At 58.4% G+C, this 14,411-nt stretch carries 14 protein-coding genes and 1 pseudogene; 14 read left to right on the top strand and 1 reads right to left on the bottom strand.

The window, feature by feature from the left end; all coding sequences use genetic code 11:
- Positions 1–255 precede the first annotated feature (255 nt).
- The 12 genes and pseudogenes from ACZ9H4_RS25265 to ACZ9H4_RS25210 all read left to right on the top strand — a co-directional run bounded on the left by ACZ9H4_RS25265 (position 256) and on the right by ACZ9H4_RS25210 (position 11,627).
- A complete protein-coding gene (locus tag ACZ9H4_RS25265) occupies positions 256–1,170 on the top strand; it encodes a LysR family transcriptional regulator (protein ID WP_408150228.1) in 915 nt (304 codons plus the stop codon).
- A 133-nt stretch (positions 1,171–1,303) separates the two neighbouring features.
- Complete coding sequence (locus ACZ9H4_RS25260) at positions 1,304–2,224, top strand: intradiol ring-cleavage dioxygenase (protein ID WP_408150226.1); 921 nt, start codon at positions 1,304–1,306, stop codon at positions 2,222–2,224.
- A 64-nt stretch (positions 2,225–2,288) separates the two neighbouring features.
- The gene (locus ACZ9H4_RS25255; RefSeq protein ID WP_408325355.1) at positions 2,289–3,167 is read left to right on the top strand and encodes a sugar phosphate isomerase/epimerase family protein; all 879 of its coding nucleotides are present in this window, start codon (positions 2,289–2,291) and stop codon (positions 3,165–3,167) included.
- Between the two features lie 41 nt (positions 3,168–3,208).
- On the top strand, positions 3,209–4,201 hold the full coding sequence (iolG, locus tag ACZ9H4_RS25250; RefSeq protein ID WP_476121492.1) for an inositol 2-dehydrogenase: 993 nt from the start codon (positions 3,209–3,211) through the stop codon (positions 4,199–4,201).
- Positions 4,202–4,225: 24 nt separating this feature from the next.
- The gene (locus tag ACZ9H4_RS25245; protein ID WP_408150222.1) at positions 4,226–5,314 is read left to right on the top strand and encodes a Gfo/Idh/MocA family protein; all 1,089 of its coding nucleotides are present in this window, start codon (positions 4,226–4,228) and stop codon (positions 5,312–5,314) included.
- Positions 5,315–5,410: 96 nt separating this feature from the next.
- Positions 5,411–6,481, top strand: coding sequence for a multiple monosaccharide ABC transporter substrate-binding protein (gene chvE / locus ACZ9H4_RS25240; RefSeq protein WP_408150220.1), 1,071 nt, complete (start codon positions 5,411–5,413; stop codon positions 6,479–6,481).
- Positions 6,482–6,572: 91 nt separating this feature from the next.
- On the top strand, positions 6,573–8,111 hold the full coding sequence (gene mmsA / locus ACZ9H4_RS25235; protein ID WP_408150218.1) for a multiple monosaccharide ABC transporter ATP-binding protein: 1,539 nt from the start codon (positions 6,573–6,575) through the stop codon (positions 8,109–8,111).
- Positions 8,104–9,312, top strand: coding sequence for a multiple monosaccharide ABC transporter permease (mmsB, locus tag ACZ9H4_RS25230; protein ID WP_408325363.1), 1,209 nt, complete (start codon positions 8,104–8,106; stop codon positions 9,310–9,312). The genes mmsA and mmsB overlap by 8 nt, the downstream gene beginning before the upstream one ends.
- A gap of 142 nt (positions 9,313–9,454) precedes the next feature.
- Positions 9,455–9,751 (top strand): Dabb family protein, encoded by a 297-nt coding sequence (locus ACZ9H4_RS25225; RefSeq protein ID WP_408150215.1) that lies wholly within the window; start codon positions 9,455–9,457, stop codon positions 9,749–9,751.
- A 39-nt stretch (positions 9,752–9,790) separates the two neighbouring features.
- A complete protein-coding gene (locus tag ACZ9H4_RS25220; protein WP_408150213.1) occupies positions 9,791–10,852 on the top strand; it encodes a maleylacetate reductase in 1,062 nt (353 codons plus the stop codon).
- A gap of 209 nt (positions 10,853–11,061) precedes the next feature.
- Positions 11,062–11,202 (top strand): annotated as a pseudogene (locus ACZ9H4_RS25215) (IS110 family transposase); the annotation flags it as partial.
- Positions 11,139–11,627, top strand: a complete 489-nt coding sequence (locus tag ACZ9H4_RS25210; protein ID WP_476121487.1) for a hypothetical protein — start codon at positions 11,139–11,141, stop codon at positions 11,625–11,627. The pseudogene ACZ9H4_RS25215 and the gene ACZ9H4_RS25210, both read left to right, overlap by 64 nt.
- On the opposite strand, the gene ACZ9H4_RS25205 is transcribed toward ACZ9H4_RS25210, so the two are convergent.
- On the bottom strand, positions 11,514–12,233 hold the full coding sequence (locus ACZ9H4_RS25205) for an IS6 family transposase (RefSeq protein ID WP_459252111.1): 720 nt from the start codon (positions 12,231–12,233) through the stop codon (positions 11,514–11,516). The genes ACZ9H4_RS25210 and ACZ9H4_RS25205 overlap by 114 nt on opposite strands.
- Here ACZ9H4_RS25205 and ACZ9H4_RS25200 point away from each other — a divergent pair.
- Positions 12,226–12,717: a hypothetical protein gene (locus ACZ9H4_RS25200; RefSeq protein WP_408150210.1), complete on the top strand. Its 492-nt coding sequence runs from the start codon at positions 12,226–12,228 to the stop codon at positions 12,715–12,717. The two genes, ACZ9H4_RS25205 and ACZ9H4_RS25200, sit on opposite strands and share 8 nt — an antisense overlap.
- 553 nt (positions 12,718–13,270) lie before the next feature.
- Complete coding sequence (locus tag ACZ9H4_RS25195) at positions 13,271–14,410, top strand: porin (protein WP_476121485.1); 1,140 nt, start codon at positions 13,271–13,273, stop codon at positions 14,408–14,410.
- The last annotated feature ends 1 nt before the right edge of the window (position 14,411 follow it).

The raw sequence follows: 14,411 nt of genomic DNA, 5'->3' as shown, positions 1-14,411 counted from the left end.
CAGATGATGCTCCGGGCTCTTAGCGAGGGCTGGGAGCCGGCCGAGTTCGCGCGAGCGCTTGCCAGACATGCGTGGCGCCACGGTACTGACGCAGTGCCGAACTGATAGATTATTGATGTGTTTTTGTCGTCCTCAGATAGATTCATCGCCCTATGATGGCGTCAGTGCGACAGAAAGAACGACTCAGCGAAGTCGCGCGTGCTCCTGTATCCGGTTCGGATACGGGCGGAGACAAAGACGTCACGGTGCCAGGGAATGGATCAGTTCAAGGAGATGCAGCTGTTTGTCGAAGTAGCCGAGTCCGGCAGTATTAGCCGCGCCGCTGAGGTTGTCGACCTGTCTATCTCGGCGGCGAGCCGGTATCTGATTTCGTTGGAGGCGAGACTTGGAGTTCAACTCGTACGCAGGACCACCCGCAATCTCTATCTGACAGAGGCGGGCGCCGAGTTCCACCGGCGCTGCAAATCCATACTCGCGGACCTCGGCGAAGCTGAGGCTGTCATCAAGGAGGCGGTGGTGCGACCCAGCGGCGTGCTGCGCGTCACAGCCTCTTTGTCATTTTGCATGCTGCACATCGCGCCGATGCTTCCTGATTTCACGGCGCGTTATCCCGACATCACGGTGGAGGTGGTGGCGGCTAACCGTTACTACGACATCATCGAGAACGGCATCGACGTTGCCATTCGCACGAAAGTCCTCGAGCCGGACAGCAACATCACGATTAGAAGATTGGCATCGACACGCCGGATTCTGGCTGCTTCACCCGGCTACATCGAAGCGAACGGCCGCCCGCGATTCCCGGCAGAGCTCGCGAAGCACAGGCTGCTGAACTATCAGCTCGCCGACAATCCACGCGAGCTCTCGTTCACGCGTGGGGGCGAGAACGTCGTGGTCAGGGTGAAGCCATTGGTCGAGTCGAATGACGGTCAGATATTGCGCGTCGCCGCGCTCGACAACATGGGCATCCTGGTGCAGCCCAAATACATCATCTACGACGATGTCAAATCCGGTCGCCTTGTGCCGGTGCTCGACGACTGGGATCTTCCCCGCCTGAACATGAACATCGCGTTTCAGACCCGCGCGCATCTTCCCGTGAAAGTGCGGGTGTTCATCGACGCGCTCGTGGAGCGCTTCCAGCAGAACGACTACGAGCGGCATTGGACGGCGTGAGCCTTGTGCTCCTCGTTGTCGCGGCTTCTTCCCACTCAGCGCGAAAGACTTTCCCTTTCTAGCTCTGTTTTGCCAGCCAAGGCGAATATAGACTCGTCTCAAAGCTGCAGAAAAAGATTGATGGAGACACTCGATGCAAAGCGCAACCTCTACAGTTCAGTCCACGTCGCCGTATTTCAGTGAAGCCCGCTCCGCGGAAGTCGTCAACGCGCGTATGGGCGAAGACGCCGATGCTCGCCTGCGCCAGGTGATGTCGGTTCTGGTCAAGCATCTTCATGCAGCGGTCAAGGAAATCGAGCCGACGCATGAAGAGTGGTTCACCGCCATCCGCTTCCTGACCGAGACGGGTCAAATGTGCACGGACTGGCGTCAAGAATACATCCTGCTGTCGGACATTCTCGGCGTTTCGATGCTCGTTGACGCAATCAACCATCGTCGTCCGAGCGGTGCTACGCCGAACACGATTCTGGGTCCCTTCTACATCGCCAACGCACCCGACTATCCGAACGGCGCGAACATTTGCCTGGACGGAAAGGGTGAGCCCCTGGTGGTCGAAGGCCGTGTAACCGATATCGATGGAAACCCGATTCCGAACGCGAAGCTCGAAGTGTGGCAGACCAACGACGACGGCTTCTATGACGTGCAGCAGAAGGGTATTCAACCCGATTCGAATCTGCGCGGCGTCTTCACGTCGGATGCTGAAGGCCGCTACTGGTTCAAGTCCGTCAAGCCGCGTCATTATCCGATTCCGTCGGACGGCCCGGTTGGGAAACTCCTCGGCGCCATGGGCCGGCATCCGAATCGCGCGGCGCACCTGCATTTCATCGTTACCGCACGTGGCTTTGACCCGGTCATCACTCACATCTTTACGCCCGATTGCCCGTATCTGCCTGAAGACGCGGTCTTCGGCGTCAAGCGTGAACTGATCGCCAATTTCAACAAGATCGACGACCCACGAGCCGGTGAGCGCGTTGGATTGTCTTCGCCGTTCTGGTCCGTGTCGTGGGACTTCACGCTCGCGACGGCCGGCCAGCCCACGCGAGAAAGCACGTAATCGCTCGGCGCGCACAGTGCGCCGTCAGATAACCGATCACATTGAGAGACACAGGAGTATACCTATGAGCGCGAAGAAAGAACTACTGGCTGCGTACTGGACCCTCGCTGGCGACGTTTATCCGTGTGCGCCGAACGAAATCAGCCCGTTCCCACTGCGCGATCGTTGCGAAGCGGCGTCGCGTGCGGGCTGGAGTGGCATCGGCCTCATTCTCGATGACCTTGAGTACAGCATCGGGAAGTACGGGGTGTCCGGCGTCAGGAAGATTCTGGACGATACGGGCATGAAGTACTTCGAACTCGAAATCCTGATGGACTGGTACTTCGACGGAGAGGCACGGGCCGCGTCGGACGACTGCCGTCGCCGTTTCATCGACCTGGGCGGCGAACTGGGCATGCGCAATCTGAAGATCGGCGCGAGCCCATTCGACAAAAATCCGGCCGACTTTCCGCGCATGACCGATGAATTCGCGAAACTTTGCCAGGACGTGGCGGCGGTTGACGCGACGGTCGCAATCGAATTCATGCCGTTCTCTCCGATCCGGAACATCGCAGAGGCGCTGAAGGTTGCTGAAGGTGCAAACCAGCCCAACGGCGGCCTGATGGTCGACCACTGGCACGTAGCGCGCGGCGGCAGCCCGTATAGCGAGGTCGCCCGAATTCCGGCGCGCTTCATCAAGGGTGTGGAAATGGACGACGTGGGTACGCAGGTCAAGGGCTCGCTATTCGACGACTCGACCTTCAACCGCCAGCTTTGTGGCGAAGGTGCAGGCGACTGCCCCGCGTTTGTGGATGCACTGGAGCAGGCAGGCTGCACGCTCCCGTACTACGGCGTGGAACTCATCTCCGAAGTGCACCGGAAATTCCCGCTCGACGAGATGGCAAAGCGCGCCTACGACACGACCATTGCGCAGTTCTCTGCAAAAAGTACAGCTTCCGTCTGAACCTCTTGACCTTAACCGACAAAGTATCTCTGGAGACTCACATGATTCGAATCGCCGTACTCGGTGCCGGCCGCATTGGTCGTATTCATGCTGGCAACGTCGCTGCGAGCCCCAACGCACAGCTGGTCGTGGTCGCCGACCCGGTGGAAAGCGCAGCCACGTCGTTGGCTACCCGTCTCGGGTGCGAAGCCTCGACAGACCCTGCAGCCGTTCTCGAGAGAAAGGACATCGACGCAGTCGTCATCGGCACGCCCACGGACACGCACATCACGTTCATGCTCGAAGCGGTCAAGCGTGGCAAGGCTGTGCTGTGCGAAAAGCCGATCGATCTCGACATGGACAAATCACTCGCCGCCGCCAACGAAGTTGAGCGACTCGGTGGGCGCGTCATGCTCGCATTCAATCGACGTTTCGACCCGACGTCGCAAGCGTTCCGCAAAGCGATTGACGCCGGCGACGTAGGCGAAGTGCGCCAGGTGATCATTTCGAGCCGCGACCCGGGCATGCCCCCGCGTGACTATGTCGAGCACTCGGGCGGCATCTTCCGCGACATGGTAATCCACGATCTGGACATGGCTCGCTGGCTGCTCGGCGAAGAGCCGGTCCAAGTAATGGCGATCGCCAGCCGTCTCGTCGATGAGTCACTTGAGAAGCTGACCGACTTCGATACGGTAATGGTGCAGTTGCGGACGGCGTCGGGCAAACAATGCCACATCAACTGTTGTCGCGAAGCCGTGTATGGCTACGACCAGCGGATGGAAGTGTCGGGTTCAAAGGGCATGCTTCTGCAGGAAAATCTTCGCCCTTCGACGATCCGTCGCTGGACCAGGGAAGCAACCGACGTCCGCGAGCCGCTGCTCAATTTTTTCCTCGAACGCTACGAGGCGGCGTACAAGGCCGAACTCGAAGCCTTCGTCGACGCACTGAGCGCGGAGTCGCCTTTGCCGACCTCCGTGCAGGACGGCCTGAAGGCGCTGCACCTCGCCGACTGCGCGCTCGCGTCCGCATTGTCGGGCAAAGCCGTCAAGGTGTAACTGGAAATCCGGAGGAGATAAGTCATGACGCGAAAGATCGGTCGCAACGAAACGCTCGGTGTCGCCTGCCTTGGCATTACGCACCCGCACACATCCGGGCGAGTCAAGGCAATCCAGCGTCGCACCGACGCGAAGATGCTCGGTGCCTGGGATGCAAGCCCGCTGCTCACGCCATTCGTCGACGCGCTCGGTCTCGAGGCCCGCTCGAAGGAAGACATTCTGGCGGACGAGAACGTTCATGTCGTGCTCGTCCACTCCAAGAGCGAGAAGATGGCCGACCTGACCATCGAGGCGCTCGAAGCAGGCAAGGCAGTGTTGTGCGAGAAGCCCGCGGGTCGCAGCTCGGTCGACGCGAAACGCATCGTTGACGCGGTAGAGCGTACCGGCGGCCTCGTGCAAGTCGGTTATTGCTGGCGTTTCGCCCCTTCGGTCGATGCGATGCAGGCCGCGCTCAAGAGCGGTCGTCTCGGGAAAGTCGTGCAGGTGCGGGCTCACGGCGGCTGTTCGCACGACGAGGCAGGCACGCCGCACATGACTCAGCCAGGCGATATCGGCGGTGCGGTGTTCGTGATCGGCTGCCACCTGATCGACCGCATCCTTTTGCACTTCGGCTTACCGCGTTCCGTGAACGCCCGCATCACGAAGTTCCCGAATTTCCACGGCGACGAATCGCGCGAAGACGCAGCAGGCGCGGTGCTGAACTACGAAGACAAGATCGTCACCGTCGACTTCATGTCGTGGGACGTCCTGCCGTGGACAGAAAGCTGGGACATCACCGCCTACGGGACAGAAGGCATCATGTCATCCCGCTCGCTGCCCGCTAGCTACAAGATTTATGACGCAGGCAAAGGTGAGCATCCCGAAGGCTGGACCGAGTGGCAAGAGACCAGCTTCCCGGAAATCTGGGCAACGAAGAAAACCGAGTATTCGCCCGATATCGCTGAAATCGGCAACCCGGTGTACTTCGACCGCGAGTCGAACGCATTCTTCGACGCGTTGCGCAACGGCACACAGTCGGTCGTGCCGGCCACGCAGGCCTACAACATCAGTCGCGTGATCGAGGCCATGTTCGCTTCCTCCAAAGAAGCCGGTTCAGAGGTCGCTATTGGTTAAGAGTTTGAACGGCTGACGCCCTTGGGCGTCGGCCTGGGATTCCGTACGTTGCTCACCGGAATCACAAATACGCATTCCTAAATAGGAGACGAAATCATGAAGATTCTGAAGAGTGTTGCGATCATCCTCGCCGCTTCGGCTGCGTTCTCGGCAATGTCCGATGCTGCTTTTGCCGAGGATAAGGGTGTCATTGGCATTTCGCTGCCCGACAAGACCGAATCCCGCTGGATTACCGACGGGAAAAGCATGGTCGACGCGCTGAAGGCGAAGGGCTATACGGCCGACCTGCAATACGCTAACTACGATGTTCCGACGCAGGTGAACCAGGTCGAGAACATGCTCGCGAAGGGTGTGAAAGCGCTGGTCATCGCGCCTATCGACGGCAAGACGTTTTCCGATGCGCTTGCACTCGCCCACAAGAAAGGCATCAAGGTCATCTCGTACGACCGCCTGATCAGCCAGACCAAAGACGTCGACTACTACGCAACTTTCGACAACTACGGCGTCGGCGTGCTTCAAGGACAAAGCATCGTCAGCGTGTGGCAGAAAGCCGGCAGCAAGGTCCCGCTCAACATCGAAGTATTTGGTGGTTCGTCGGACGATAACAACGCGCATATGGTCTACGCGGGCGGCATGTCGGTGCTCAAGCCTTACATCGACAGCGGCAAGTTCGTGGTGCGGAGCAAACAGATTGCTTTCGATAAAGTCGCGACACGCAACTGGGATGGCGCGACGGCTCAGTCCCGGATGGACAACCTGCTGAGTGCTTTCTACGGCAAGGACCACCTCGACGCGGTCTGGACGCCCAATGACGCGATTGCAATCGGCGTGATCTCGTCGCTAAAGGGCGTGGGATACGGCTCGGCTCAGCAAGTCATGCCGGTTGTCACTGGCCAGGACGCTGACATCCAGAACGTCAAGAACATTATTCGTGGCGACCAGACTTCGACCGTGTTCAAGGATACCCGCAAGCTCGCCGGCGTGACAGCCGAAATGGTCGACAACGCGCTCAGCGGCAAGCAGGTTCCCGTCAACGACACGAAGAGCTACAACAACGGGGCGAAGATCGTTCCGACCTATCTCGTGAAGCCCATCCTCGTCGACAAGGCTAATTACCAGGCGGAGCTGGTCACGAGCGGTTACTACACTCAGGCTCAAGTCAAGTAACGCGTCCGAACGTCAGCGTGGCAGGGCCCTTAACCGAGCCCCGCTTCTCGCAGGCACGCTCCCGAGCGTGACCAACTAGAGGAATTTGACCATGGATACCATTCTGGAGATGCGCGGAATTCAGAAAAGCTTTGGCGCTGTCAAAGCCCTGAATAACGTCAATCTGAGGGTACGTCAGGGAGAGATTCACGCCATCTGCGGAGAAAATGGCGCGGGCAAATCGACCTTGATGAAGATCCTCAGCGGCGTCTATCCGCACGGCTCTTATTCTGGCGACGTCCTTTACGACGGTCAGGAACGGACATTCGCCGATATTTCCGATAGCGAGGCGGTCGGCATCATCATCATTCATCAGGAACTGGCCCTCGTACCGATGCTCTCGATTACCGAGAACATCTTTCTTGGCAACGAGCAGTCGAAGCGCGGCGTCATCGACTGGCAGGTGTCGCGAGCGAAAGCCAAGGGCCTGTTGGCGAAGGTAGGTCTTAATGACTCGCCGGACGCGCCGGTCGGCACGCTCGGGATTGGCAAGCAGCAACTGATTGAAATCGCGAAGGCGCTCTCGAAAGAAGTTCGCCTGCTCATTCTCGACGAGCCGACAGCCAGCCTGAACGAGAAGGACAGCGACACGCTTCTTACGCTGTTGCTGGAACTGAAAGCGCGTGGCGTGACGTCAATCATCATCTCGCACAAGTTGAACGAAATCTCGCGCGTCGCAGATGGTATCACCGTCATTCGCGATGGTTCGACGGTCGACGCGCTCGATTGCAGCATCGACAGTGTGAGCGAAGACCGCATCATCAAGGCGATGGTCGGCCGCGAGATGTCCGACCGTTACCCGCCGCGTACGCCCGATGTCGGCGAAGTGATCTTCGAAGTCAGGGACTGGCGTGTCCAGCATCCGACACAGCGCGACCGTGCAGTGATCAAAGGCGTGAACCTGAAGGCGCGCAAGGGCGAGATCGTTGGAATCGCCGGATTGATGGGATCGGGGCGCACGGAGCTCGCCATGAGCGTGTTCGGCCGCACGTACGGTCAGGACATTACCGGTGAGGTATTGATGCACGGAAAGCAGGTCGATGTTTCATCGGTGCAGAAGGCTATCAACGCGGGCATCGCCTACGTGACCGAAGACCGCAAGGGCAACGGACTGCTACTCGACGACAACATCAAGCGAAACATCACGCTGGCGAACCTGTCCGGCATATCAAAGCTTGGGATCGTGGACGAACACGAGGAAATCACGGTCGCGACCGACTTTCTCAAGAAACTCCGAATTCGCGCTCAAGGTGTGACCCACGTCGTCGGTAATCTCTCGGGTGGGAATCAGCAGAAGGTCGTGCTGAGCAAGTGGTTGTTCTCCGAACCCGAGGTGCTGATTCTCGACGAGCCCACGCGAGGCATCGACGTCGGAGCAAAGTACGAAATTTACAACATCATCAATCATGCGGTTGCAGCAGGCAAGTGTGTGGTCATGATTTCCTCGGAAATGCCTGAACTTCTTGGCATGTGTGACCGCGTTTATGTCATGAACGAAGGCCGGTTTGTCGGCGAATTCACCGCAGAAGACGTCTCGCAGGAAAAAATCATGCGAGCGATCATGCGAAATGGAGGCATCGAAAATGCGTAAGGCACTCTCTCCGGTGGCCGCCGAAGGCGCCGAGGTTAAGAAAAGCGAAGTCTTTGGTGTGGTCAAGCGTATTGGCAGCGAATATGGTCTGCTTCTTTCGCTTGTCATCATCATGGTGTTCTTCCAGATTTCAACGAGCGGCGTACTGATGCAGCCGCTCAACCTGACCAATCTGGTGCTTCAGAACAGCTACATCGTCATCATGGCACTTGGCATGCTCATGGTGATCGTTTCAGGCCACATCGATCTCTCCGTCGGCTCGACGGCCGGCCTGGTGGGCGCGTTGGCGGCAGTACTGATGGTGCAGTTTGAGGTCAATTACGTCTGGGCGACCATCATCTGTATCGCGGCAGGCGCGCTGATGGGCGCTGTGCAAGGCTACTGGATCGCGTTCTGGCGGATGCCATCGTTCATCGTGACGCTGGCCGGCATGCTGGTTTTCCGGGGCATGACAAACCTTGTTCTGCAAGGCCAGTCCATCGGGCCGTTTCCCGACGCATTCGGCGCCGTGAGTTCGGGTTTCATCCCTGACTTCTTTCACGGACAGTCGCTTCACATCACGTCGATTCTCCTCGGCGTGCTTGTCGGCGCGCTTTTCTTTGCGATCGAGCTCCGCCAGCGTGCCGGTGCGGCGAAACATGGAGTCGAGAGCGGTTCGTTTTCGATGTTCGTGACGAAGAATGTCGTTCTGACGGCGTTGATCGTGTTCTTCTGCTACCTGCTCGCATCCTATCGCGGCTTGCCTACCGTGCTCGTCATCATGGGGGTGCTGATTGGCGTGTACACATTCATCATGAATCGCACGACGATCGGTCGTCGTATCTACGCGGTGGGCGGTAATGCGAAGGCAGCGAGATTGTCGGGCGTCAGCGTGCCGGCAGTGAGTTTCCTGACTTTTGTGAACATGGGTGTGCTGGCCGCGCTGGCCGGGCTGATTTTCGCCGCCCGTCTGAATAGCGGAACACCGAAGGCGGGTACCGGATTCGAGCTCGACGTCATCGCAGCATGTTTCATCGGCGGCGCCTCAGCCTCCGGTGGTGTCGGCAAAGTGGTCGGTGCGGTCGTGGGCGCATTCATCATGGGCGTGATGAACAACGGCATGTCCATCATGGGCATCGGCGTGGACTATCAGCAGGTCATCAAAGGCATCGTTCTGCTCGCAGCCGTGTTCGTCGACGTGTACAACAAGAACAAGGCGTAAGCGCTCTTTTCTACGGCAGACCAGATTTAGAAGTCAGTGGGGCATCGCGCGTCGCGGGGCCCCGGCTGACATGCACACTTGAGTCATGAGATTGCATCTCGAACATTTGGCCTGGTCATCAGCATTACTCATGGAAATAAATATGGTCAAGCATATCGTGATGTGGAAAGTTCGCGGCGAGACGCCCCAGCAAAAGAAGGAATCGGCGATGCTCGTAAAAACGGCGTTTGAGAGTCTGAGCGGCAAGATTCCCGGGCTTACCAGGCTAGAGGTCGGGCTGGATGTGAGTGCCGTGGATTACGCCTGCGACGTAGTCCTGTACACGGAGTTCGAAAGCCAAGAGCAGCTCGACGCCTATGCGTCTCACCCTGAGCATCTCCGAGTGAAGGAAATCGTGGGTGACGCTCGTATCGCTCGCCACCAGGTGGACTACATCTAAGCGGGTTCGTACCGTTTGACGACACAGGAAGCCAATCTCATGTACGAGTTCACCTATACCACGCAGGCGTCGAGAGTCGTGTTCGGTGCTGGGAGCATGAAGCTGATTCAACAGGAAGTGGAGGCACTGGGCGCCCGCCGGGCGCTGGTTCTCTGCACCCCCGAGCAAAAGGCTCAGGCCGAAGTCATTTCCGCTCTCCTGGGGCCTTCGAGCGCCGGGGTGTTCGACGGCGCGCAGATGCATGTGCCGATCGAGAACGCGCGCCGCGCACGCGAACACGCGAAGTCGGTCGGCGCCGACTGCGCAGTGGCGATTGGCGGTGGTTCGACTATCGGGCTCGGCAAGGCGATTGCGCTCGAATCCTCGTTGCCGATTATCGCGATCCCGACAACTTATGCTGGGTCCGAGATGACTCCCATTTACGGCATAACCGAAAACGGTCTGAAGAAAACGGGCCGGGATACAAGGGTCATCCCAAAGACAGTCCTGTACGACCCCGAGTTGACCATCGGGCTTCCGGTTCGCCTGTCGATTGTCAGCGGTCTCAACGCGATCGCGCATGCGGCCGAGGGGCTATACGCAAAGGACGGAAATCCCGTCATGTCGATGATGGCGGAGGAGGGCATTCGTTCGCTCGCCAGCGGACTGCGCGGAGTGAAGAGGGACAGCAAGGATAAGGCGGCGCGCAGCGAATGTCTCTATGGTGCGTGGTTGTGCGGAATGGTACTCGGCAATGTTGGCATGGCTCTGCATCACAAGCTGTGCCACACCTTGGGCGGAACATTCAACCTCCCTCATGCCGAAACGCACGCAATCGTTTTGCCTCATTCTCTCGCCTACAACAGCAGCGTTGCGGTTGAGGCCATGGCTCGAATCGCCAGGGCGTTGAATGTGAATTCAGCGCCTGACGGCCTTTACCAGCTCAACGAAGAACTTGGAATTCCGCGAGGTCTTCGCGAAATCGGACTAGGCGAATCCGATCTCGAGCACGCATGCAAGGTGGCATTGTCGAATCCGTACTGGAATCCGCGACCGATCGAGGAAGAGCCTCTCAGGGCACTGCTACAGCGTGCGTGGGAAGGGGCGCGTCCGGCTGCGTAGCCTGTGGAACGTTGGGCCTCTGGTCGGGGTCTGCAGTCGCGGAACGGCCGACGTGGTTATCCGGGCGCAGTGCACTCGAGCTGCCGGCTAGTAACGAGCGAGAACCGGTCCTGTATGCGATTAACTGCTTGAAGTACGGGATTACAGCCTGGTCAGGGGCAGCGCGGCCTTGAACATACGCCCGACGCGACGAGACGCGCCGTCATGAAGTCATTCTGCTGCATGCCAAATTCATTCGCCCAATCGTTCAAAACAACAAGACTGACGCGGCGGATGCTCGAGCGATATGTATCGCCGCACAACAACCGGGCATGCGCTTTGTGGCACAGAAGACGGCGGATCAGCAGGCGAGAACGTCATGAAGAATTCCGTAAAACCAACTGATACGATGATGTCGCAGGCGAAGACGTATCTGCCACAGAGGCATTCCCTCGGTTTCGATCTTAAGATTTCTGGCCCGATCCTGATGGACTTCGCTCGCTTCGCAGATGCCATGACCCATCCTGGCCCGATTACCGAAGAACTCGCTCTTGCCTGGGCCCATTCAACAAAGAGCGAAAGGGCCATTACCTGGGCGCGCCGAATTGAGGTGAAGGGCAACGTCCCGGCTCTGGTGAAAATAGCCGGTGGGGCGGAGATGTCTTCCATAAATATGGATACCTTATTTATTGAAGAGGGCGGCGTTCCAGATGGAGGGCGCAGCGGTATTCTTGATCCCGAGAGCACAGAGGTCGAACTGCCCCTTGCGAATGCGATGCATCAATTCGATGCCTGAAATCGTGGTCGCGGCACTCCTGAAACGTTTGAAGCCGAGCATCACGTTTGTTCTGGACTTGATGTTTCGATGATCCTGTTCGATCAGGTTGTTCAGGTACTTCGAGCTCCGGACCTTCGTGTCCTCAGGCAGCAGGCCATCAGCCTTCATCTCACGCACCGCCCGGTGCGTGGCAGCATACCCATCCAGTGTGATCGTCTCCGGCGGCTGGTCCTGATGCTTGACGGCCCTGGTGAAAAAGGCTTTAGCCGCAGCCACGTCTCGCTTTGCTCTGAGCATGAAGTCCACCGTCTGGCCGGTCCGATCTACCGCCCGGTAAAGATAAACCCACTTGCCCCGAATCTTCAGATAGGTCTCGTCAACCCGCCAGGACCGGCCCGTGGGGATACCAAACCGATTCCAGCGCTTGACGAACTCTGGCGTAAAGCGCTTTACCCAACGCATAATTGTCGTGTGCGCCAGCGACAGGCCGCGTTCGGTCATCATCTCGACCAGATCGCGCAGGCTGAGCTTGTAGCGAAGGTACCAGCGCACACAGAGAACAATTATCTCGCGATCGAAATTCCGTCCATCGAACATCCCCTCCAGACCTTTACGCTTGCTCATCACCGGCCACCAGATTGATTGGATAGCTACTTTAACCAATCCAATGGATCTAGTTGCACCAGAACCATCACAACCGCAGACTACGCCGACGGCTTCGGTATCTAGCTCATCTACGGCACAAAAAACGCAGCAGCCAACTTCAACCGCCGATGGCCGAAGCATCCAGAGGGTCCATGTCGGAAAAGCGGACGGTGAAATTGTCGGTGCACCTGCGAAGAACAGCAAATTTGCAAAACTTCGGATTGGTATGGGGCAGAGGGAAGTCGAAGACTTGATCGGTGTTCCGAATGACACTCACTCTTACACTACAGGCAAGGCATTTATTCCGTTCTATTTTGGAAAGGACGCTTATCGTATTGAAACTTTTTACAAGAAAGAAGGCTCTCTTACCTTCCAGGGCGGCGGTATTACCGGGTCCAGCGGGGTGCTCATCCGCGTGAGTGTCGATACGAAGGCGGACGGCTACGCACATGACGGCCAATAAATATTCATGGTGATTCCGGAGGCGCCCCAGAAAACTCAAGGTTAAATGAAGCGACCTCCAGATAGTTGCAGCCTCTCCCTGAACGACATTCACCAGGGCGCCAAACTCATCCCGTCAGGGCCAAAGCGCAGCCTGCAGCAGCTCGGCCTGCAACACTTTGGGGCGACAGGGGGAAGCGCATCGGGCAGCACGCGGCCAGTAACGGTCCTTTCCCGGTGCGGACAACCGGACATCTCGACGTCGGTTCCGCTCACGAACCCGTCATGCGGTTCCTGAAGAAGTGGGTCACCGGCGTCGCAACCCCGTTCCAAAGTCACGATCATCAGGGCGCCCGAAGCGCCCTTATTGCCTTGGTTTCGATCGACCGAGTCGTGGCGCGTTCGCGGCGGCATTAACCATTTCCTCAACCGGAATGCGGCTTTATTCAACTTGCAGATGGCATCGCGCTGGCAGAATTTGAACACTGCAATAACAAATCGAAAAACTCACAGGCGCGCGGCGGTCTCTACACCGCTTTCTCGCCTCAGTGAGCGACATGACGGAGACACGAGAAATGAAATACCGGACCGCGATGTGCGTCTGTGCCGCACTTCTTGGCGCTTCACCCGCATGGGCGCAAGACATAGAAGAAGACGCACCGCCCCCCAAGCCCGTCGGCGCCAGCTCTGTGACGCTTTACGGTTTGATGGATCAGGGCGTCGAGTTCGTCAACAACGTCGCCACCGGCAAGAACACGACCGCCAACGGATGGCGCACCGGCGACGGAACCGCCACGTCGTACTTCGGAATCAGGGGAAGCGAGGACCTGGGAGACGGAGTGAAGGCAATCTTCGATCTGCAAGGCGGATTCAGTCCGACGACCGGCGCATCACGGCAAGGCGGCCGCCTCTTCGGCCGGCAGTCGTATGTGGGTATCGACGGGAAATACGGCCGCCTGACGTTCGGCCGCCAGTACACGATGCGCTTCTACGGCATCTCTTTCATCAATCCGTTCGGAACGGGTGCACAAGGTCTCACGACACTCGACAACGGGATTGCCAACGCACGCGCCGATAACGCCGTCAGCTATCGCTACTTCCTGGGCGACTTCGAAGGCGGCGTCAACTACAGCTTCGGCCGCGATGCGGTCGCGGGCAACAGCAGCGTCGCCACGAATTGCCCGGGCCAGACGAGCCCTTCGAATCAGTGCAGGGAGTATTCGGCGCTGCTCAAGTACGAAGGGCATACCTGGGGTCTCGCGACTTCCTACGAGCGCAACTATGGCGGTACGTCTGCGACTTGGGGCGGACTGACATCGCCGGATCTCACGGACAGCCGCTTCACGCTAGGTGGTTACTTCATGATTCACAAGGCGAAGTTCGGCGTGGGCTGGATCAGGCGCGTGAACGAAGGCATCGCCACGCCGCGAAGCAACCTGCTGTGGGTCACGGGCACGGTACCGGTGACGCCGTTCTTCCACATCGACGGCATGTTGGCGCAACTCAAATACGAGCATTCCCCCAACAAGGCGCTGATCGAGGTCTTGCGCGGCGAATACCTGCTTTCCAAGCGTACGTTGCTCTATGTGACCGGTGAGCACATCCACAATTCCGGCAATCTGGCGCTCGCAGCGACCACGCTTTCTCCAGTGCCGACGCCTCCCGCAGGCAGTTCGCAGATCTCCGTCATTGCGGGTATCCGTCACACGTTCTGAG

The organism is Paraburkholderia sp. TE9906 (genome assembly GCF_056279605.1).
This window is presented reverse-complemented; position numbering and strand designations above follow the sequence as displayed.